Source organism: Haloplanus sp. GCM10025708 (assembly GCF_042663985.1).
In the GTDB taxonomy this organism is placed as follows: domain Archaea; phylum Halobacteriota; class Halobacteria; order Halobacteriales; family Haloferacaceae; genus Salinirarus; species Salinirarus marinus.
Genome location: NZ_JBHSZA010000011.1, coordinates 1,688,072 through 1,708,663 on the forward strand (window position 1 = coordinate 1,688,072; position 20,592 = coordinate 1,708,663).

Below are 20,592 nucleotides of genomic sequence, written 5' to 3' on the forward strand. Positions count from 1 at the left end.
CATTCTTACGTATCCCGGGACGGTAATTGAACCTTTCGGAACGCGGAACTGCGAGGCGATTTCGGGAGCGTTATGTGGGCGAATCTCCGCCCGGCGTCCCGAGCGGGACAGATCCGTCTCTCGGGGCGACAGGCTTAATATGATGTACGGATATGTTCATTGTAACTCGAAGAAGTACACTGATGATGCAAGGATACATCGAGCGGGTGGCCGACGGGGAGGACCTGACGCTCGAAGCGGCCCGGGACGCGGCGCGGGCCGTCTTCGAAGTAGCGACGGAGGTACAGATCGGGGCGCTACTGGCGGCGCTCAGGGCGAAAGGCGAGACGGAGACGGAGATCGCCGGCTTCGCACGGGGGATGCGCGACGCGGCGCGGACCATCGACCCCGACCGAAGCCCCCTCGTCGACACCTGCGGGACCGGCGGCGACGACTACAACACCATCAACGTCTCGACGACCAGCGCCATCGTCGCCGCCGGAGCGGGCGCGGCCGTCGCCAAACACGGGAACTACTCGGTCTCGTCGTCGTCCGGGAGCGCGGACGTCCTCGACGTCGCGGGCGTCGACGTCGAGGCCGAACCGCCGGCGGTCGAGGAGGCCATCGAACGCGACGGCATCGGCTTCATGCTCGCGCCGGTGTTCCACCCCGCGATGAAGGCCGTCATCGGCCCGCGCAAGGAACTCGGGATGCGGACGATCTTCAACGTCCTCGGGCCGCTGACGAACCCGGCAGGGGCCGACGCACAGATCGTCGGCGTCTACGACGCCGACCTCGTGCCCGTGCTCGCGCGCTCGCTCGCACAGATGCCCGTGGACCGAGCGCTCGTCGTCAACGGCTCCGGCATGGACGAGATCGCGCTCCACGACGCGACGACGGTCGCCGAAGTCGACGGCGACGACGTCACCGAATACACGCTCACGCCCGAGGACCTCGGCGTCGAACCAGCTCCGGTCGAGGCCGTCGCCGGCGGGACCCCGAGGAGAACGCAGCGGACCTCCGCGGCATCGTCGAGGAGCGTCGGCGGCGCGAAGCGCGACATCGTCCTCGCCAACGCGGGCGCGGCGATCTACGTCGCCGGCCTCGCGGACGACCTTCGCGGGGGCGTCGACCGGGCGCGGGAGGCCATCGACTCCGGCGCAGCGGCCGCGAAACTCGACGACATGCGGGGCGCGTGATGACGCGCGTCAAAGTCTGTGGCGTCACCCGACGCGAGGACCTGCGGGCCGTCACCGACGCCGGCGCGGACGCCGTCGGCGTCATTACGGACGTCCCCGTGGACACCCCCGCGAAGTGGCCCCCGACCACGCCGCCGAACTCGTCGCGGACGCCACGCCGTTCCTGACGACGGTGCTCGTCCTCATGCCCGACTCGCCCGAACACGCGGTCGAACTCGCGGACGTCGTCCGCCCGGACGTCGTCCAGCTCCACGCCGACTTCGACGCCGACGAACTCCGGTTCGTCCGCGCCGAATCGGGAGCGAAAGTGACGCCCGTCGTCGACGCCGACGACCCGGACCGCGCCCACGCGTACGACGACGTCGCCGACGCCGTCGTCGTCGACTCGACGAGCGCCGACGGCGCGGGCGGGACCGGCGAGACGCACGGCTGGGCGGCCACCCGCGACCTCGTTACCGGCCTGTCGACGCCCGTCGTCCTGGCGGGGGCTCACGCCGGCGAACGTCGCCGACGCCGTCGAGACGGTCGCTCCCTACGCGGTGGACGTCGCGAGCGGCGTCGAGTCGACGGGCGGCCGCAAGGACCCCGAGGCGGTCGCGGCGTTCGTCCGCAACGTCCGCCACCGGGAGGTGACGGCGTGACCGCCCCGACGTTCGACCGGTCGCGAGCGGCGTTTTGCGACCTCGTGAGCGATCACGACGGGCCGGTCGTCGCGCGCGTCGTCGCCCACCTCGACGTGGAGACGACGCCGCTGGCGGCGTACGCCGCTCTCGACGACCGGAGCGACTACGGCTTCCTGTTAGAGAGCGCCGAGAAGACGCCCTCCAGCGACCCCGAGGGCGCGTTCGCGCCCGACGGGGCGACGACGGACCGCCACGCCCGCTTCTCCTTCGTCGGCTACGACCCCGAGGCGGTCGTCTCGGTGTACCCCGACGGGACCGAGGTGACGTCGCTCGGCGGCCCCGCCGCGGAGTTCGTCGGCGTCGACGACACCGGCGACGTACTCGACTCGCTCCGGGCCGCGCTCCCCGCGCTCGAACGCGTCGGCTTCCCGGACGCCGACCGCCAACAGCTCGACGGCGGCCTCGTCGGCTTCCTGGCCTACGACGCCGTCTACGACCTCTGGCTCTCGGAAGTCGGCGTCGACCGCCCGGACCCCGTCGTCCCCGACGCCGAGTTCGTCCTGACGACGCGGACGCTCTCGTTCGACCACGCCGACGGGAGCGTCTCGCTCGTCTTCACGCCGGTCGTCACCTCCGACGACGACCCGGCGGCCGTCCACGAGAGCCTCCGCGCTGAGGCGACCGCCGTGGCGGAGACGCTGGCGGCGGCCGACGGCCCCGAGACGGACGGCTTCGTCCGGACGGGCGAGACGACCGGCCCCCGCGAGGAGTACGAGGACGCGGTCCGGACGGCCAAAGAACACGTCCTCGACGGCGACATCTACCAGGGCGTCGTCTCGCGCAAGCGCGAACTGGAAGGCGATGTCGACGCGCTCGGACTGTACGAGGCGCTTCGGGAGGTCAATCCCTCGCCGTACATGTATCTCCTCCGCCACGACGACCGGTCCATCGTGGGCGCGAGCCCGGAGACGCTCGTTTCGGTGCAGGGCGAACGCATCGTCTCGAACCCGATCGCGGGGACGTGCCCGCGCGGGACCAGCCCCGTCGAGGACCGCCGCCTCGCGGGCGAGATGCTCGCGGACGGAAAGGAACGGGCCGAACACACGATGCTCGTCGACCTCGCACGCAACGACGTGCGCCGGGTCGCCGAACCCGGGAGCGTCCGCGTCGAGGAGTTCATGAACGTCCTGAAATACTCGCACGTCCAGCACATCGAGTCGACGGTGACGGGGACGCTCGCAGGCGACGCAGACGCCGGGGAAACCTCGACGGGCCGAAGGGCTCCGCCCTTCGACGCGTTCGACGCGACGCGGGCGACGTTCCCCGCGGGGACGCTGACGGGCGCGCCGAAAGTGCGGGCGATGGAGCTAATCGACGCGCTGGAACGCGAGGCGCGCGGCGTCTACGGCGGCGGCGTCGGCTACTACTCGTGGGGCGGCGACGCCGACTTCGCCATCGTCATCCGGACGGCGACGGTGGAACACGGGGACGGCGAGGGCGCGCCCGACCGCATCACTGTCCAGGCCGGCGCGGGCATCGTCGCCGACAGCGACCCGGCCGCCGAGTACGAGGAGACCGAACAGAAGATGGACGGCGTCCTCGCCGCCGTCGAACGGATCGAGCGGACGCCGTCGGAGGTGTCCCGATGAAGCTACTGGTGATCGATAACTTCGACTCCTTTACGTACAACCTCGTCGAGTACTTCTCCGACCAACGTCTGGACGAGGAGATCGCGATCGAGGTGGTGAAAAACACCGCCTCGCTGTCGGAGGTGCGCGCCGTCGACCCCGACGCCGTCGTCATCAGCCCCGGTCCCGGCCACCCCGCGAACGACCGCGACGTGGGCGTGACGATGGACGTCCTCCGGGAGGTCAGCACGGAGGTGCCGACGCTCGGCGTCTGTCTCGGCCTGGAGGCGGCCGTCTACGCCTACGGCGGGACCGTCGGTCACGCGCCGGAACCGATCCACGGGAAGGCGTTCCCCATCGACCACGACGGCGAGGGCGTCTTCACGGGGCTCGATCAGGGCTTTCGCGCCGGACGCTACCACTCGCTCGCCGCGACGGAAATTCCGGACTGCTTCGACGTGTCGGCGACGACGGTCCACCCCGCCGACGGCGAGGAGCACGAACTCGCGATGGGCGTCCGCCATCAGAACTACCCCATCGAGTGCGTCCAGTTCCATCCCGAGTCGGTGCTGACGGCGGTAGGCCACGACGTCGTCCGCAACTTCCTCGTCCACTGCGTCGGCGTCAGAGCAGCCGCGGCAGGAAGAACATCATCAACAGCAGGAGGCCGATGACGGTCGCCGCGATGGTGACCAACCGCCACGCGATCCGGAGGACGACGCGTCCCACCAGCACGACCAGTCCGACGACGACGACGATCGAGAACAACCGACCGAGCGGCCCGGCGAGGAGTCCACCCATCTGCAGGACGACGCCGGCGACGGAGAGCGCACTCATGTCCGGAGGAACTCACAGCAAGCGGATAAGTCTGTGGGCGAATTGCCCGCTCGGAGATTTCGTATCATCATTCGGAGTAGAAAACGAGCGGTCGGGGGAGTAATCGCTGCTTACGGTGGGGACGCGCGTGGCGTTCAATCGGTGACGAGCGCGCGGGATTTCGCTCACGAACCCCCATTCGTTCCACTGCATTTCCCACTCCTGTCCCCCGATCTATCGTTCGAAATTTCACTTCCGCTCCGGTCTGACTACCATTATGTATTCACCGGCCGCATGTCCAGACCGTACACGTGGGGAGACCCGCGGTCGGAACCGGAAAATAGACAGAAATCGGATAGGTTCGGCGGCTTCGAAACACAAACCAACGCCTTTACCAGCCGAGATTCCACACGAGTTACCGTCATAAATGAGCAGAACTACGCAAGCCACGCCACGGGTGGCGGTCCGACGTCGGGCCGTCCAGACGGGGGTACAGTGCGAATGACCGCGACGACACACGCTCGGGGGCCGACGCGTGAGCAGTCACGACCTCGACGCCGACGAGCTGGAGCTGCCCATCAAGCGGACGAAGGGAGAGACGCTGGCGGAACGCCTCACCGACAACGCCTACCACAACATCCTCCCGGCGCGCTACCTCCGCAAGGACGCCGACGGGGAACTGATCGAAACACAGGAGGACCTCTTCGCCCGCGTCGCACGGAACGTCGCCCTCACGGAGGCGGTGTACGAGGCCGAGCGCCGGGGCGTCGAGATCTCCGTGACGCCCGCGCAGTTGAAACCGGACCACCCGCGCCGCGACGAACTCGCCGAAGAGGTGTTCGGGAAGGGAGTCACTGCCGACGCGGACGCCGAGACGACGCTCTCGCAGTACAACGTCAACAAGTTCTCTTACGAGACCGTCGTCCCGGAACTCCCCGGCGAGGTTCGCGACGTCGTCGAGGAGACGCGCGACGAGTTCCAGGAGATGATGGAGCGGCTCTCCTTTATGCCGAACTCGCCGACGCTGATGAACGCCGGCGACGAACTCCAGCAGCTCTCGGCGTGTTTCGTCGACTCGCCCGAGGACGACATCGACGACATCCACCAGACGGCCAAGGAAGCGGCCCAGGTGTTCCAGTCCGGCGGCGGCATGGGCTACGCCTTCTGGCGACTCCGCCCCTACGGCGACGCCGTCGGCTCCACCGGCGGCATCGCCTCTGGGCCCATCACCTTCATGCGCACGTACGACCAGATGTGCTTCCCGCCGGGGACGAACGTACTCACTCCGAGCGGACAACGTGCTATCGAGACGCTCGGGGCGGGTGACGTCGTCGTCGACGAGAACGGTGACCGGCAACAGGTCGTCGAGACGATGGAGCGACACGTCGACGAAGACGTCGTCGAAATCGTGCCAGAGCGGCTCAACGAGCCGATTCGCGCGACGGGCGAACATCCGTTCAAAGTCGCGCGCGACGACGGGTTCGAATGGGTCGACGCCAGCGATCTTCGAGAGGGCGACCACCTCGTCCTCGGTCATGCGACGGACGACAACGGACTCACGCTGACGGAACGGTCGACCTCTCCGAATTCGCCTCGGGCCCACTGGTGTTCACCGACGGCGGAGCGGCCGTGAATCGGGAGTTCTACGGCACAGACAAGGGCCCGCGGCCCGCGAAAATACGAACCGAGGTCCCGGTCAGCGACTTCGCGACAGTCGCTGGCTGGTATCTCGCCGAGGGCTGTGTCGTCTACCGCCGCGGGATACCGAACGAGGTCACGTTCACCCTCCACGCCGACGAACGCGACGAGGCCGAGGAAATCCAGAACGCGCTCGACGCGTTCGACGTGTCGAGTCGAGTCGAGACGGTCGAGGAGAGGAACACGCTCCATGTCCACGCCGAGAGTTCGAGTTTCGCCCAGCTCGTCGATGGACTGTTCGGAACCGGCGCATCGGAAAAGCGCGTCCCGGACGTCCTCTGGAACGCGCCGCCCGAAACGCAGGCGCGGGTGCTTGAATCGCTGTTCGATGGCGACGGGACGATGGAGACCCGCGGCGAGAGCCAGCGCGTGAAACTCCAGTTGACCTGTGAGGAGGTCGTCGACTTCGTCTTCCAGGCCGGGCTCCGGTGTGGTGTGCAGTTCTCCAGACACAGTCGAACGCCAACCGACCGGAAACCGACCCACTGGGTCAGCGCGAGCGTCAGTACGGCTCTCGGAACGCCCCTCGAACGTCTCTTCGACGACGTTCCCGACGACTTCCGGGCGACCGACCGGACGAAGCAAGTCCACGGTCGCGACATCGTCGCCGTCGACTCCGTCGACACCGTCCACTACGAGGGACCGGTGTACAACGCCGAAGTCGACGGAACCCACACGTACGTCGCGGAGGACGTCGTCGTCCACAACTGCGAGACGATCGCCCAGGGCGGGGCGCGCCGTGGGGCGCAGATGGGCGTCATGCGCGTCAGCCACCCCGACGTCATCCAGTTCATCCACGCCAAGAACAAGGACGTCTCGCTGGCGCACACGCTGAAACTCAACGACCCCGACGACTACACGCACACGTCGTTCAAGGACGCACTGGAGGAGGCCCGCGAACTCATCGACGACGAGGGGCGCGTCCCCAAACACCTGCGAAACGCCGTGGAGGGCCACCTCTCGAATTTCAACATCTCCGTCGGCGTCACCGACGACTTCATGGAGGCGCTCTACGAGGGCGAGGAGTTCACGTTCACGAACCCCCGTACCGGCGAGGCCCACGTCGCGACGCCCGAGACGAAGGAACTCTACGAGATGTTCGGCCTCGGCGACTACGTCGAGGTCGGCGAGGAACTCTCGATGCCCGCGGAGGTCGTCTGGGAGGACATCGTCGAAGGCGCTCACGAGAACGGCGAACCGGGCGTCATCTACCTCGAACGGGTGAACAAACAGCACTCGTTCGACGTCGATGAACATCCGGACCACCGGATTCTGGCGACCAACCCGTGTGTGACGGGCGACACACTCATCAGCACCGAAAGCGGCCTCGTTCCGGCCGAAAAACTGTACGAACAGGGAACCGCGACGGATGTCGTCGTCGACGGGCGTCTGAGCGAAGACCGGGTCAAGGAGGCGAGCAGCGTCTACCAGACCGGCGAGAAAGACGTCTACAAGCTCACGACCGAGGAAGGCTACGAACTCCGCCTCACCGCGGACCACCGCGTCATGACCGACGACGGCTGGGTCGAAGCGAGCGACCTCGACGCGGGCGATACGGTTCACATCCAGAACCGGAAGGGTACGTTCGGCCAGCACGGGAGCACAGCGGAGGGCCGCGTCCTCGGCTGGCTCGTCGGCGACGGTCACCTCAAGGACGGCGAGGAGCGCGCAGTCCTCAACTTCTACGACGACGACGCCGCAATCTCCGGGCAGTTCGCCGACGACGTCAACGACGTGGTCCGTGAACCGGCCGGCAACGCGAACTACGAAATCGGCGTCAGTGAAATCAGCCGGAGCGGCGACTACCGCGGCGTACAGGCGGTCGAACAGCGGATTCGTTCGGCACGTCTCTACGAGTACGCCGAGAAAGCGGGTCTCGTCGAGGACAAACTCAGCGTCCCCGACGCGGTCATGCGCGGGAGCGAGGAGATGGCGCGTGGCTTCCTGCAGGCGTTGTTCACTGCCGACGGGAGCGTTCAGGGAAGCGCCGAAAAAGGCGTCTCGGTTCGGCTCTGGAGTTCCGATACCGACCTGCTGGGCGACGTGCAGCGCCTCCTCCTGAACTTCGGCATCGCCAGCAAGGTGTACGAAAACCGCGAAGATGCCGGAACGAGCGAACTCCCCGACGGTCGGGGTAACACGAAGGAGTACGAGACGGAGGCACAGCACGAACTCGTCGTCGTCAAGGACAACCTCGAACGCTTCCGCGACGAAATCGGGTTCCTGCTGGATTACAAAAACGAGGCGCTCGACGGCCGTCTCGACGCCTACGACCGCGGGCCGTACAGCGAACGATTCGAAGCGACCGTCGAATCGGTCGAGTACGACAGTCACGAAACCGTCTACGACCTGACCGAACCCGACACGAGTTCGTTCGTCGCGAACGGCCTCGTCGTCCACAACTGCGGCGAACAGCCGCTCGAGGAGTACGAGGCCTGCAACCTCGGACACATCAACCTCTCGACGCTCGCGGCCGGCGACGCGCCGGACTGGCGCGTCTGGTCTGCCCGCCACGCCGACGAGTACGACTCCACGGAGGACGCCGTCGACGCCTTCCTCGCGGAGGCCATCGACTGGGACGAGTTCGACTACCGCATCGAGTACGGCACCCGGTTCCTCGAGAACGTCGTCACGATGTCGGACTTCCCGGTCGACGAGATCGAGAAGAAAGTCCGCGAGATGCGGAAAATCGGCCTCGGCGTCATGGGGCTCGCCCAGTTGTACGTCCAGTTGGGCATCCGCTACGGGAGCGACGTCGGCAACGAGGTCGCCAGTTCGCTCATGACCCACATCAACCACGAGTCGAAGTGGGCCTCCCACGAACTCGCCCAGGAACGAGGCGAGTTTGCCGAGTGGGACGACTCGAAATACGCGAACCCCACCGAGTACCGCGAGTGGTTCGAACACCACACGGGGCTCGACGCCGACGAGTGGGCGGACGGCTTCCCCGTCCGCAACCACAACACGACCACCATCGCACCGACGGGCACGACGTCGATGGTCGGCAACACCACCGGCGGGTGTGAGCCCATCTACAACGTCGCCTACTACAAGAACGTCTCCGACGACGTACAGGGCGACGAGATGCTGGTGGAGTTCGACGACTACTTCCTCCGCGTGTTAGAGGCCAACGACATCGGCGTCGAGGAGGTCAAACGCGAGGCACAGGAGCAGATGTCGAACAACGCCTTCGACGGCGTCTCGTCGCTCTCGACGGTGCCCGACAGCATCTCGGAACTGTTCGTCGTCACCTCGGACCTCTCCGGGAAGCAACACGCCGCCGTCCAGTGTGCCTGTCAGGAGGGGGTCGACTCCGCCATCTCGAAGACCTGTAACTTCCCGAACGACGCCACGGTCGAAGACATGGACGAGGTGTATCGCTACATCTACGACCACGGCGGCAAGGGTGTCACCGTCTACCGCGACGGGACGCGCTCGAAGCAGGTGTTGACGACGCGGGCGCACAACGCCGAGTTCGCCGACGAGAGCGAGGCGGCGGCGGCCCTCGTCGAGCAGATTCAGGACGTCTTCGGCGGCCTCGACGGCTTCCTCGACAACGAGGAGGTCCAGGCGGCTCTCGACACCCAGGTCGAGGGCCTCCTGTCGGCGGCCGACGGCGAACGCGAACTGGGCAAGAAGCGCCCGCGCCCGGACGTCCTCCACGGCGTCACCCAGCGCATCGACACCGGCTACGGGAAACTCTACGTCAACATCAACGAGGACGAGGCGGGCCACCCCTTCGAGCTGTTCGCCAACATCGGCAACTCGGGCGGCTTCACCGCCTCGTTCACCGAAGCGCTCGCGAAGACCATCTCGACGGCGCTCCGTTCGGGCGTCGATCCCGCGGAGATCGCCTCCGAACTCCAGGGCATCCGGAGCCCGAAGGTGGCGTGGGACAAAGGAGAGCAGATCAACTCCATCCCCGATGCCATCGGGACGGCGATGCGGCGCTACCTCGACGGCGAGATCGACAAACCGTATCCGAAACAGCAGAACCTCACCGAACTCGAAGAGCGCGCCGAGACGACCGAATCCGACGGCGGAACCGCCGTCGACCCGACCGAGACCGGCGACGGTCCCGACGTCGAATCCGACGCGACCAACGACCTCCTCGCGGCGGGCGAGAGCCCCGAGTGTCCCGAGTGCGGATCGATGAGTCTCTACTACTCCGAAGGCTGCAAGACCTGCGAGTCCTGTGGCTGGTCGGAGTGCTGACGTCGGCGACCGCGTTTTTCGACTGACCGCCGCCCTCGGCGAAACAGTCATACGCGAAAGCGCCGACGTTCGGATATGGACTCCGCCGGCCGACCCTGTCCCCGCTGTGGAGAGTCTATGCACCGGCGACACTGCAAGTACGTCTGCCCGCAACACGGCGTCGTCTACGACTGCAGCGACACGTTCTGGTGAGCCGTTCTCCCGTAGAAAACCGGATTCATTATTAATCCACGTCTAGTTGTTGTTAACATGGCGGAGATATCGCGAATCAGCGCCGGCGCGTTCGCCGGATTGCTCGCGCTTTCGGCGGTGGCAGCCGCGGCGGGCGCGTGGAAGTTGCTCGGCATCGCGTGGGCGGCGTTCGGGGCGATGGCGCTGGCCATCCCGCTGGGTGCACGGAGTCGGGACGCCGACGCGTGGCGACTCGTCTGGGGGTACGGCCTCGCGAGCGGCGCGATGGTGACGAGCGCGGCGGTGTTTCTCGTCCCGCAGGCCATCGCCCACGACGCCTCGTTCGGGGGCTTTGGCATCGCGATCGGCCTCCTCGTGGGGTTCGCCTCGCACACCGCCGAACACCGCCTCTCGCACCTCGAACTCCCGATTCCGCGGACGGTGGCCGAACTCACCGCCCACTCCCTCTCGGCCGGGGCCGTCATCGGCATCGTCTACGGCAACATGCCGAATCTCGGCCCCGTCCTCGGACTGGCCATCGCCTCGCACAAGGGACCGGCGGGCTACGCCGCCGCGAGCAGACTCGCGAGCGAGGACCGCAATCCGATGCTGTTGCTCTTGCCGGCGGCGGGTCTCGGCATCGCCGCCGTCCTCACCAGCCTCGTCCAGTTGCCCGCGTCGGGGCCGCTTCGCGGCGTCGTCTTTGGCTTCGCGTCGGGGATGTTCCTCCACGTCGCCATGGACTTTCTCCCGCGGTGTGAGATCGGAAGCGAGATTCACGGCCTGCTGTCGGTGTCCGGCGACGCTCACGCAGTGCTGGATCGCCTCCGGACGCACGCCGTCGCCAGTACGCTACTCGGCAGCGTCGCCGTCTTTCTCGCGTGGTTCGTCGTCGTCTGAGCCACCGTACAGCCGCCGGATCTGATAGGAGATTCCCAGCCCAGCCAGCAGCAGGACGATGAGGTTGAACAGCGCCTGGAAGAGCGGCCGGTACTCCGGCGTGACCCACGTGCTGATGACGCGGGAAGTGCTGAGGTAGAACTGAATGAGGGCGATGAAGGCCAGTAACCCCAGTACGGCGAGGAGACCGTAGTTGGCGTATCTGCGGACGCCGGATCCCGAATCCGTCGCGTCGTTGGCGTTCGATGCGTCGTCGTCTCCCGTCTGTTCTGCGTCGCTCATGAGGACCACCGCCGTGCGATGAGTGCTGCCGCGAGGACGGCGACGAGGGCGACGCCGACGCCGAAGCCGGGCGCGCCGCCGCCGCTCACGCCGCCCATCTCCGTCGGAACGGGCCGGCCGTCGGCACCGTCGCCGCGTTCGAAATCGCTCACCTGTAGTTCGACTTCCCGTTCCGTCTCGTTGACGCTGATGCGTTCCGTGGGGTCGAGATTGGCCGCCGTGCGGGCCGTGTCGACGACGACGTCGCCCTTCCAGAGGACGGCGTCGACGTAGTAGTTGTAGCCCGCCGGCACCGTCACCCTCGCTTCGGCCGTCGCCGTCCGTCCGGGTTGGATGCTGCCGACCTGTGCCGCCGTCCGGTTGGCGACGATGTTCGAATCGGCCTGCCGGAGGACGAACGTCACCCGCAGGTCGTCGGTGACGTCGCCGCCCTCGTTGGTCAGCGTCGCCGCGAGGGCGAGCGTCGTCCGGTCTTCGCCCGCCCGTTCGACCGAGAACGAGACCGGCGGCAGCGCCTCGGAGTCGGAGAATCGGACCGAACTCCGGGCGTAGGGGGTTTCAGCGCCTCCAGCCCCCGGATCGTCTTGCTACCCGACGCGACTCGCTCGCCGTCGCGATAGACCACCGTCTCGATGCGGTAGCCGCCCTCGCGGGCCACGGAGAGGTTCGCCGTGACCGGGACCTCCCGCTCCTCGGTGAGATCGCCGACGGCGACGGTTTCCGTCGTCTCGACCAGCCCCGACTCCGCGTCCACCGCGCGGACGCGAACCGAGACGTTTCTGGCCGGATTGCCGCGGTGTGACAGGCGCGTCTCGACCGTCAGGACGACGCTCCCCCGAGACGTCACCGGGGGAGATGGCGACTTCGGAGATGTCGACCGGTCCGGGACGGACCGGGTCGCGCTCTGTCGGGTCCGCGACGGCACCGGGGACCAACACGGCGACCATCAGGGCGAGCACCGTCACGCCAGCAGCACCGACCGCCAGTGCCGACTCGCGCTTCATGGGACTGACAATTCGAAGCGAGCGTATAGGTTTTGTGGAAGGGGATTTATGTCTCGCGCGGACGCCGTCCCGGTGTGAAGTACGTAGTCGGCACGGATTCCGTGCACGCGAGCGCAGAACTCTGTGACTACCTCGAGGATCGCGTCACCGCCGAAGACACCGTCTACGCTGTCAACTCCCTCCGCGGCGGCAACGACACCAGTTCGGACGACGTCTGCGACGGCGAGGAGGCCCTCGACGCCATCGACTCCCGCCTCGGGACGGAAACGACCGTCGAGACCCACCAGATCGTCCGCGGCAACGCCCCCGCGGACGACCTGCTCGCGTTCGCCGACGAACACGACGCCGACGAGTTCGTCATCGGCGTCCGCAAGCGCAGTCCGACGGCCAAAGTCGTCTTCGGCAGCACCGCACAGGAGCTGCTTTTGAACGCCAACGTACCGGTCGCCGTCGTGCCGTTGGTCGCCGTCTGAGCGCCGCTTACGATTCTTCGAGGATTTTCTCCGCGAGCATGGGGACGAACGTCCCGATGTCCGTCACCATCCCGATCGCCTGTGAACTCCCCGATCGAGCAGTTGCGTCACCGTCGCGGGGTTGATGTCCACGCAGACGACGCGCGTCGTCGAGGGGAGGCAGTTACCGACGGCCACCGAGTGGAGCAGCGTCGCCAGCATCAACACCATGTCGGCGTCGTGGGCCTGTTCGCGGATGGCGTTCTGTGCTGCCACGGTGTCGGTGATGGTGTCGGGCAGGGGGCCGTCGTCGCGAATCGACCCCGCGAGGACGTAGGGAACGTCGTTCTCGACGCACTCGTACATCACGCCCGACTGGATGAGTCCGTCGTCGACGGCGGCCTCGATGCCGCCGGCGCGGATGACCTCGCTGATGGTGTAGATGTGGTGTTTGTGGCCTTTTCGGGGGTGTTCGAGCGTCTCGATGTCCATCCCGAGCGACGTGCCGTAGAGCCCGCGTTCGATGTCGTGGACGGCGAAGCCGTTGCCCGCGCTGATAGCGTCGACGTAGCCCTCGCTGACGAGGCGCGCGAGTTCGTCGCCCCCGCCCGCGTGGATGAGCGCCGGGCCGACCACGGCGAGGACGTTCCCGCCGTTCTCCTTGGTCTCGACCAGGGCGTCCGCGATCTGAGAGATGAGCGACTCGGAGGGGCGTTCGGCGGAGACGCCCCCTGCATGAAGCCGAACGGGCCGGACCCGTCGCGCGGGCGTTCGGGCGGCTGGACGCGAATGCCCGCCTCGCCTGTCACCACCAGATCGTCCTCGCGGATGGCGTTGAGGACCTTCGTGTAGGCGTGGCGCTCGTCGGGGTCGACGACGATGGCACAGTCCATCTCGACGTCTTCGACCTGGAGCCACTCGCCCTCGTAGCGCACCTGCGTCGGGTGGTTCGTCGTCGAGTAGAAGCCGAGCGGCACCACCTTGTCCGCGGGCGCGGGATTGAGCGTCGCGTCCACGGGGTTCGAGAGGTTCGCCCCGTTCTGGTGGAGTTCGTGGAGGATCGACCGCAGGTCCTCCTCGTCGTCCGCGATCACCCGCATCCGCGCGTACGACTCCTCGTCTTTGTGCCGGCCGACGGTGAACTCCTCGACTTCGAAGGCTCCGCCCATGTCCATGACGATGCCGAAACAGCGCTGCATCATCCCGGAGTCGATGATGTGCCCTTCGAGTTCGACGGTTCGCGTCGCTGTCATGGCGGGGAAAACGGTAGAGAGCGCTATGAGAGTTGTGGGTCCGAGTTCACAGGAACTTCGAGAGGGTGTCCGAGAGGGTTTTGGCCACCGAAAAGCCGGTCGCCAGCGCCCAGTTGGTCGGCGTCTTCCCCTCGAACGTCACGTCGTTCTCGTCGATGTTCCGCTTCAGCGCGGCCACGGGGTCGCTCGCCGACGAAACCTCGTCCATCGTCGCCTTGTCGGTCTCGATGAGCAGCGTCGCCTCGTCGTGTTGGCCCGACTGCACCTCACCCGTAATCTCCTTGCGGGCGTTCGTGTCGAAGTTGTAGTACGCGACGCGTCCCTGGTCGTCGACGACTCTGACGGTGACGCGTTCGTCTTCGAGTATCGCGTCGCCCAACCCGAGGTCGAGCGACGACGCGTTCGCGTTGTACCGGTCGACCATCGAGTTCATGTCGGCTCGCAACTGGTCGGCCCACGGCGGTTGGGACTGCGCCTGCGCCCCGACGGGGGCCGACGCGGTGACCAAGAACGCGGCGACGACGACGACGAGCGCTCGGTTCGTGTGAGTCATCGGTCACGATAGACCGGCCGGGGCGATAAACGTTCGTCAAGTTTCAAAGCGTTGCGTCGAGGAAGGCGCGCTGGTAGTCGAGGGCCGCCCGCCCCTCGTAGACGCCGAAGTGGCCGACCGGCAGGCGCACGTACGTCGCCTCCGGGAGGGCGTCCGCGGCGCGTTCGACGGACGGCGGCGGCACCACCTCGTCGTCGCCGGCCGCGAGGACCAGCGTCGGACACGAGACATCGTCGAGGTGACGAACCGGCCGGTACCGGAGGACCGAGAGCAGCGACCGGGCCGGAACCTCGTTTCGCCAGTCCGACTCGTCGGGGACCATAGCGAGAACGGCGGATTCGACTCCCGGACCGACGAGGGCGGCGAATTCGCCCGGATCGCCCGCCACGGGCACGGTGTACGGACGGCCGACGAGGCCCCCGAGTCGGTCGCGAACGGCGGCGACGCCGCCCCGGAGGAGGGTCCGCAGCGACCGGGTTCGGGCGAGAGCGTGGCCGTCGACCATGGGCGTGACGGCGACGACGGCGGCCGGTCGTTCCTCGGCGGCGAGCCGGAGGACGTGGCCCCCGGCGAGCGACGCGCCCCAGAGGACGGGACGCCGGCCGTCGACGCCGTCGAGTCGGCGGACGTGGGCGAGGGCGGCCCGCCAGTCGGCTGCTGTCGGTCGACGGAGACGAGTTGCCGCGGCGTCCCCTCGCTGTCGCCGAAGTGGCGGTAATCGAAGAGGAACGCGGCGTATCCCGCTTCCGCGAGGCGCTCCGCGATCGCCGGGAGGCCGAACGTCCGTTCGGCCGCGAAGCCGGGAGCCATCACCACGACGCGCGGGGTCGAGACGCCCGACGGACGGTAGAGCCACCCCGCACACCGCCGGCCGTCGCTCTCGAAGTCGGCGTCCACCTTCGAGAAGTCGAACCGCGAGGGGCGGTCCGCAACGGACGTCGGCGCGCGCGACCGCCAGGCGCTCATTCTACCGTCTCCAGCACCCGCGTCGAGAACTCGGTTTCCGAGATGCCGTAGGTCACGAGTTCGCGGAACCACTCGGCTTCGGCGTGCCACGTCGCCTGCACGTCGTCGTCGGTCCGGAGGACCGTCGCTTCGACGCGGCTCGGCTCCCACTCGCCCGCCTCTGCGAGTTCGACGAGCGCCGTGAGCGCCTGTCCCATCTCGGTGTGGTTGACTTCGGTCGCGGGGAAGGCGGTCAGATACGTCAGTTCGAGGGGGTCGCCCGGATCCAGCGACTGGACGTCGACGTTGTGTCCGCGGAGTTCCTCCTCCAGTCGGTCGGCGCTGTCCTCGGTCATGGAAGTAGCTACAGACGCCACGGAGTAAACCCTTGTCTCGGACGGCCAGATATGGTTAGCTAGCCAATAACTTAATTAACTATACAATAGATATCTAACCAATCCGGGGCGGCGATCGATAGCCGCAGTCGCCGAATTGTCCGGCCACACCGAGCGTGACAGAAAATGTATTCGACAGACATCGACAGCGATCGTCGCCGACTCGGCGGCGGTGGAGCGACGACGTGATAGAACGCATCGAAGATCTCGACGGCATCGGCGACACGAAGGCGAAACGCCTCAGAGAGAAGGGGTTTCGCACCGTCGACGACCTCCGACGGGCCAGCGTCGAGGAGTTGATGCGCGCCGACGGGATCGGGGATGCGCTGGCCGAGCGCATCAAATCGCAGGTCGGCGAGGCGACGTCGGAAGCCACAGAGCGGACCGGCAAGCGACCGGACGTCACGGCGAGCGAGTGGTCGGTGACGGAGCGACAGGCCGAGCACCTGTCGAAACTGACGCGAACCGACTCCGCGGATCTGATCGGGCGGGCGGCGGGCGACGTGCGCGGCCGCCTCGAAGAGCTGCTGGACCCCGAACTCCTCTTTTCCCGGCGAATCTGCGGGCGCGTCGTCAAGCGCAACCCGGAGGCCGGCGAGGACGACCCGGAGTCGGAGAAGTGGCATCCGGTCCCCCACGCGACGGTTCACGTCGAGGACACCGACGCCTCGTTTCTCGGCTACTTCCCCGAGGATACGATCTACGGCTGGCTCTTCCCGTTCGGCCCGCAGCGTGAGGAGATCGCGACGGTGACCACCGACGAGTGCGGGAAGTTCTGCGTCTCCGTCCCCCGGTGGGACATCGACCGGGTCGTGAGCCACCGCCGCGAGCGCGTCTGCCTGCCCGAACTCGTCGTGCCGCGCCTCCGGGACGTCCTCGAAGACCCGCGCGTCCTGCCCGACCCGGTGCGGCCGCCACGGCCCGGCCCGGATCCGGGCCCCCTCCGACTCGACTCCCCCGGCGCGTTCGACCGGGTGAGCGAACTCGTCGGCCGCGAGACGGCCCTGCGTCTCGACCGCTCGGAGGGTCAGGCGACCTTCGGCGAGTCCAGACGCGCGCTGCGCGCGTTCCTCGACCGACCGGCGTTCCCCGAACCGATCCGCCCGCCGCTCCCGGACGACCTCCCCGAGCCGTCGCCCGAAAAGCGCGTCGAAGCGCTCAACGGCCGCCTCCCCGTCGATCCCGACGTGCTGGAGGCCGTCGACTTCGACCGGTTCGTCGGTCCCGTCCTTCGATGCCGCGACGTGGTCGTCCCCGAGTGGACGACGCTCGTCGACGTGCCCGACATCACCTTCCGCGTGACACAGGACGTCGACGGCGACGGCACCGAGGAGACCATCTACTCGGAGGGCTACTTCGAGGTGCGCTGGGACGAGACGCCCGACGACGTCGTCCTCGAAGCGTCGGGCGACGCCATCTCGACGCCGACGTGCCACGGGCTGACGCCGGAGAATCTGGAGTGTGAGACCCCCTCCATCGAGACGGTGGGGACGATGCCCGCCCGGTCGCCACACCACGACCGGTCGTCGGGCTACGCCAGACGGATCAACAGGCCGAAAGAGCCCGACGGCGACCGACCCGTCGCGGAGACGCCGTACGCCGGCACGCTCCAGTTGCACGGCTGTCACCGCTTCGAGGAGGCCAGCCACTACCGCCTCGTCTACGAGTACGAGGGGAACGACCAGCAGGCGTTCACCGGCAACGAGTGGTACGCGCCCGCCATCGGTCGGGAATCCGTCCACGTCCAACCGGCCGATCCCCAGGGCTGGTATCCCGTCCTCGACGAGGCGTACCTCGAAAGCTACTACGGGGAGGCGCTGTCGGACAACCCGCTACTGTTCCCCTACTGGATGCTGAACTGGAACACCCGCCGCTACCCCGACGGCGAGTACGCCGTCTCCCTGCAGCTCGGCGACGACGACCGGAACGTCCTCGACGAGACAGGGCCCGTCTCCCTCGTCGTCGACAACAGTCGCCCCGCGACGTCGATATCGAGCATCCGGTGGGGACCGGCCTCGACGCCACGGAGCAACTGGACCGACATCTCCAGCGCCTGTCCCGTCATCCGCCGGGCGGCCGACACGCCCGTCCGTATCGCCGTCTCGTTCACTGCGTCGGCGTCTCATTTCCGCGACGTCAGCCTCGCGATGTACGGGTGCGAGGACGATCCGACGCGAGTCGACCCGGCGCGCCCCGCCGGAACGGCGAGGGCCAACGAGTACACCTACTGGCACCAGTCGACGAGCGACGACAGCCACTCCCGAACCGTCGTCTTCGAAGTGCCGGCGTCGTCCCCCGAGGGGCCTACCGCGTCGCCCTGCGGGCCAACAGCCGAGCGTTCACTCCCGGCGGCGGTGCCGGCCCGGGGTCGAACTGGCGGTTCGACGCCATCGACGTCTGGTCACACACCAGTCGCGGCATCAGCATCGTCGACAGGTAGCCGTCACCCCGAAGACGCGTCGTGAGCGTCGACAACCTCGCCCACCTCTTCCCACTCCTCCTCGCCGAACGCGCGGCGATACAGCGTGACCGGGCCGCCGGGTTGTTGGCCCGTCGAGAGTTCGTACTCGAGGCCGGCCTCCTCGTCGCGCCCGTGAGCGTAGAAGCCCCGGGTCTCGAGGGCCTCCCGGTCTACCTCGTCGATGCGCAACTGGAGCGTCTCGTCGTCCTCCAGGCGGAGTACCCACTCGTCGGGTCCGCGTTTCGCGATGACGACCGCGACTTCGCTGAGGTTCGCCATGTGCGCGCCTGGATCGGCGAGCGTCAAAACGACCGGGGGTAAGTGCGCGGGAGATCCATTTAAGCCCCGTACGGACGCAGGGACGCGCATGGCTACGGAACGGTGGTCGTCACGGCTCGGATTCCTGCTCGCGACGGTGGGTGCCGCCGTCGGTCTCGGCAACATCTGGCGGTTCTCGGCCGTCGTCGGGACGAACGGCGGCGGGGCGTATCTCGTCCCCTACCTCCTGGCGGCGGCCGTCTGTGCCGTCCCGCTGCTCGTCCTCGAACTCGCGATCGGCCGTCGGTTCCGAACCGACGTCGTCTCCGCGTTCCGATCGGTCGACCCCGCCTACACCGCGTTCGGCTGGCTCGTCGCCGGGGGCGTCCTCCTCGTGTTGAGCTACTACCTCGTCCTCACGGGGTGGGTACTCGGGTTCCTGATCTCGTGGCTCGCCGGATCGGCGACGACGTTCGCGGCGTTCACGGCGGGCTGGCTCCCCGTCGGCTACTTCGTCGTCGCGACGGCGCTGACGGCCGGCGTCGTCTCCCTCGGCGTCCGGGACGGCATCGAGCGCATGGCGAACGTCGTGATGCCGACGGTGTTCGTCGTCCTCGTCGCCCTCGCCGTCTACGCGATGACGCTGCCGGCCTGGGACCGCGCAGTCGCCTTCCTGTTCACGCCGCGGTTCGCCGTCCTCGGCGACCTCGGTCTCTGGAGCGCCGCCTTCGGACAGGTCTTCTTCTCGCTCTCGGTCGGCCAGGGCATCATGCTCACCTACGGGAGTTACGTCGACGAGGAGACGGACCTGCTCGCGTCGTCGCTGCTGATCACCGTCGCCGACGTCGGTGCGGCCGTCGTCGCCGGCCTCGTCATCTTCCCCATCGTCTTCAGCTTCGGCCTCCAGCCGACCCTCGGGACGGAACTCGCCTTCACTACCCTCCCGACCGCGTTCGCGACGATGCCGTTCGGCCGCGTCGTCGCCGTCGCCTTCTTCGGCCTGCTATTTTTCGCCGCCCTCTCCTCTGCGGTGTCGCTGCTCGAAGTCGGCGTCGCCGCGGCGACGAACACGACACGCCTCTCGCGTCCCCGCGCGACGCTCGCACTGACGGTCGGCGTGTTCGTCGCCGGCGTGCCGTCGGCGCTCAGCTACAGCCCCTCCACCTCGCCGTCGCCGGCCGCCCCGTTCTCGACGTCGTCGACGAATCCGTCGGGACGTTCGCGCTCCCGATCTCCGCGCTCCTCCTGGTGGTCGCCTTCGTGTGGGTCGCCGACGTCGACGCCGTCCGCGAGGAACTCGGGGCGCTCTATCCGCTCGTCCGCTATCTCACCCCCGCCGTGCTGGGCGTCGTCACCGCCGCCAAGGCGGGCGGCGTCGCCCGCCCCGCCTGGCGACTCGTCGTCGATCGCGCGGGAAGCGGCCCGACCGGAGTGCTCGTGGCCGCCGTCGTCCTGCTCGGGTTCGCGGCGCTCGGGTGGGCCGTCCGTGACCGACTCCCCGACCCGCCGCGGCGTCGGCGACGGTGACCGTTCGTCGGCGCTCCCCGTTCGTTCGATCGGTCGCCGAGGCGCGGCCGATCAGGCGTCCTTCGTCGGCGGCTCGCCGGCCCGTTGCCAGATCGTCTCCAGCGGCGGGATAGAGCGAATCTCCGCCTCCGTGAGGAGATTCCAGTGGATGCCCGACGGCTTCTGTCGGTCCCCGTCGACGCGAACCGTCCGGGTCGGCGTGACCACGTAGTCGACGACGGTGTCGTGGTCGG

14 protein-coding genes and 7 pseudogenes are annotated in these 20,592 nt (G+C 67.7%); 12 read left to right on the top strand and 9 right to left on the bottom strand.

The annotated features are described in order from the left end of the window. Positions 1-185 precede the first annotated feature (185 nt). The 4 genes and pseudogenes from trpD to trpG all read left to right on the top strand — a co-directional run bounded on the left by trpD (position 186) and on the right by trpG (position 4,103). Entirely contained in the window at positions 186-1,178 is a 993-nt protein-coding gene (gene trpD / locus ACFQJD_RS12485; protein WP_379798628.1) for an anthranilate phosphoribosyltransferase, read from the top strand. Beyond that, positions 1,178-1,819, top strand: a pseudogene (locus tag ACFQJD_RS12490) (phosphoribosylanthranilate isomerase). Before trpD ends, ACFQJD_RS12490 begins: the two are co-directional and overlap by 1 nt. After that, the gene (gene trpE, locus ACFQJD_RS12495; RefSeq protein ID WP_379798630.1) at positions 1,816-3,450 is read left to right on the top strand and encodes an anthranilate synthase component I; all 1,635 of its coding nucleotides are present in this window, start codon (positions 1,816-1,818) and stop codon (positions 3,448-3,450) included. Before ACFQJD_RS12490 ends, trpE begins: the two are co-directional and overlap by 4 nt. Then, positions 3,447-4,103, top strand: coding sequence for an anthranilate synthase component II (gene trpG / locus ACFQJD_RS12500; protein WP_379798632.1), 657 nt, complete (start codon positions 3,447-3,449; stop codon positions 4,101-4,103). Before trpE ends, trpG begins: the two co-directional genes overlap by 4 nt. On the opposite strand, the gene ACFQJD_RS12505 is transcribed toward trpG, so the two are convergent. Further along, entirely contained in the window at positions 4,054-4,266 is a 213-nt protein-coding gene (locus tag ACFQJD_RS12505; RefSeq protein ID WP_379798634.1) for a hypothetical protein, read from the bottom strand. The genes trpG and ACFQJD_RS12505 overlap by 50 nt on opposite strands. A 514-nt stretch (positions 4,267-4,780) precedes the next feature. Between ACFQJD_RS12505 and ACFQJD_RS12510 the strand changes: the two are divergent. From ACFQJD_RS12510 to ACFQJD_RS12525, 4 genes and pseudogenes are all read left to right on the top strand, one after another. Continuing rightward, positions 4,781-5,797 (top strand): annotated as a pseudogene (locus ACFQJD_RS12510) (ribonucleotide reductase N-terminal alpha domain-containing protein); the annotation flags it as partial. A 488-nt stretch (positions 5,798-6,285) separates the two neighbouring features. Next, a pseudogene (locus tag ACFQJD_RS12515) lies at positions 6,286-6,624 on the top strand (hypothetical protein); the annotation flags it as partial. Positions 6,625-6,651: 27 nt separating this feature from the next. Beyond that, positions 6,652-9,511: pseudogene (locus ACFQJD_RS12520) on the top strand (LAGLIDADG family homing endonuclease); the annotation flags it as partial. 722 nt (positions 9,512-10,233) lie between these two features. Further along, complete coding sequence (locus tag ACFQJD_RS12525; RefSeq protein ID WP_379798636.1) at positions 10,234-10,350, top strand: HVO_2523 family zinc finger protein; 117 nt, start codon at positions 10,234-10,236, stop codon at positions 10,348-10,350. Here ACFQJD_RS12525 and ACFQJD_RS12530 read toward each other — a convergent pair. Then, positions 10,323-10,616, bottom strand: a complete 294-nt coding sequence (locus ACFQJD_RS12530) for a DUF2275 domain-containing protein (protein WP_379800508.1) — start codon at positions 10,614-10,616, stop codon at positions 10,323-10,325. The two genes, ACFQJD_RS12525 and ACFQJD_RS12530, sit on opposite strands and share 28 nt — an antisense overlap. On the opposite strand from ACFQJD_RS12530, the gene ACFQJD_RS12535 reads away from it, so the two are divergent. Then, positions 10,504-11,229 (top strand): ZIP family metal transporter, encoded by a 726-nt coding sequence (locus ACFQJD_RS12535; RefSeq protein WP_379800510.1) that lies wholly within the window; start codon positions 10,504-10,506, stop codon positions 11,227-11,229. The genes ACFQJD_RS12530 and ACFQJD_RS12535 overlap by 113 nt on opposite strands. Here ACFQJD_RS12535 and ACFQJD_RS12540 read toward each other — a convergent pair. Together ACFQJD_RS12540 and ACFQJD_RS12545 are read right to left on the bottom strand one after the other, a co-directional pair. Continuing rightward, positions 11,182-11,511 (bottom strand): hypothetical protein, encoded by a 330-nt coding sequence (locus ACFQJD_RS12540; protein WP_379798638.1) that lies wholly within the window; start codon positions 11,509-11,511, stop codon positions 11,182-11,184. The genes ACFQJD_RS12535 and ACFQJD_RS12540 overlap by 48 nt on opposite strands. After that, positions 11,508-12,515: pseudogene (locus ACFQJD_RS12545) on the bottom strand (PGF-CTERM sorting domain-containing protein). Before ACFQJD_RS12545 ends, ACFQJD_RS12540 begins: the two are co-directional and overlap by 4 nt. A gap of 74 nt (positions 12,516-12,589) precedes the next feature. Here ACFQJD_RS12545 and ACFQJD_RS12550 point away from each other — a divergent pair. Next, the gene (locus ACFQJD_RS12550; RefSeq protein ID WP_379798640.1) at positions 12,590-12,988 is read left to right on the top strand and encodes a universal stress protein; all 399 of its coding nucleotides are present in this window, start codon (positions 12,590-12,592) and stop codon (positions 12,986-12,988) included. A 7-nt stretch (positions 12,989-12,995) separates the two neighbouring features. Here ACFQJD_RS12550 and ACFQJD_RS12555 read toward each other — a convergent pair. The 4 genes and pseudogenes from ACFQJD_RS12555 to ACFQJD_RS12570 form a co-directional block, all read right to left on the bottom strand. Beyond that, a pseudogene (locus ACFQJD_RS12555) lies at positions 12,996-14,220 on the bottom strand (TIGR00300 family protein). A gap of 46 nt (positions 14,221-14,266) precedes the next feature. Then, a complete protein-coding gene (locus ACFQJD_RS12560; RefSeq protein ID WP_379798641.1) occupies positions 14,267-14,773 on the bottom strand; it encodes a hypothetical protein in 507 nt (168 codons plus the stop codon). A gap of 43 nt (positions 14,774-14,816) precedes the next feature. After that, a pseudogene (locus ACFQJD_RS12565) lies at positions 14,817-15,739 on the bottom strand (alpha/beta hydrolase). After that, the gene (locus tag ACFQJD_RS12570) at positions 15,736-16,074 is read right to left on the bottom strand and encodes a hypothetical protein (protein ID WP_379798643.1); all 339 of its coding nucleotides are present in this window, start codon (positions 16,072-16,074) and stop codon (positions 15,736-15,738) included. The pseudogene ACFQJD_RS12565 and the gene ACFQJD_RS12570 overlap by 4 nt, the downstream one beginning before the upstream one ends. A gap of 224 nt (positions 16,075-16,298) precedes the next feature. Between ACFQJD_RS12570 and ACFQJD_RS12575 the strand changes: the two genes are divergently transcribed. Then, positions 16,299-18,578, top strand: coding sequence for a helix-hairpin-helix domain-containing protein (locus ACFQJD_RS12575; RefSeq protein ID WP_379798645.1), 2,280 nt, complete (start codon positions 16,299-16,301; stop codon positions 18,576-18,578). Here the strand turns inward: ACFQJD_RS12575 and ACFQJD_RS12580 are convergent. Further along, a complete protein-coding gene (locus tag ACFQJD_RS12580; RefSeq protein ID WP_379798648.1) occupies positions 18,557-18,853 on the bottom strand; it encodes a hypothetical protein in 297 nt (98 codons plus the stop codon). The two genes, ACFQJD_RS12575 and ACFQJD_RS12580, sit on opposite strands and share 22 nt — an antisense overlap. A gap of 88 nt (positions 18,854-18,941) precedes the next feature. Between ACFQJD_RS12580 and ACFQJD_RS12585 the strand changes: the two genes are divergently transcribed. Further along, complete coding sequence (locus tag ACFQJD_RS12585) at positions 18,942-20,570, top strand: sodium-dependent transporter (protein ID WP_379798650.1); 1,629 nt, start codon at positions 18,942-18,944, stop codon at positions 20,568-20,570. Positions 20,571-20,592 lie beyond the last annotated feature (22 nt).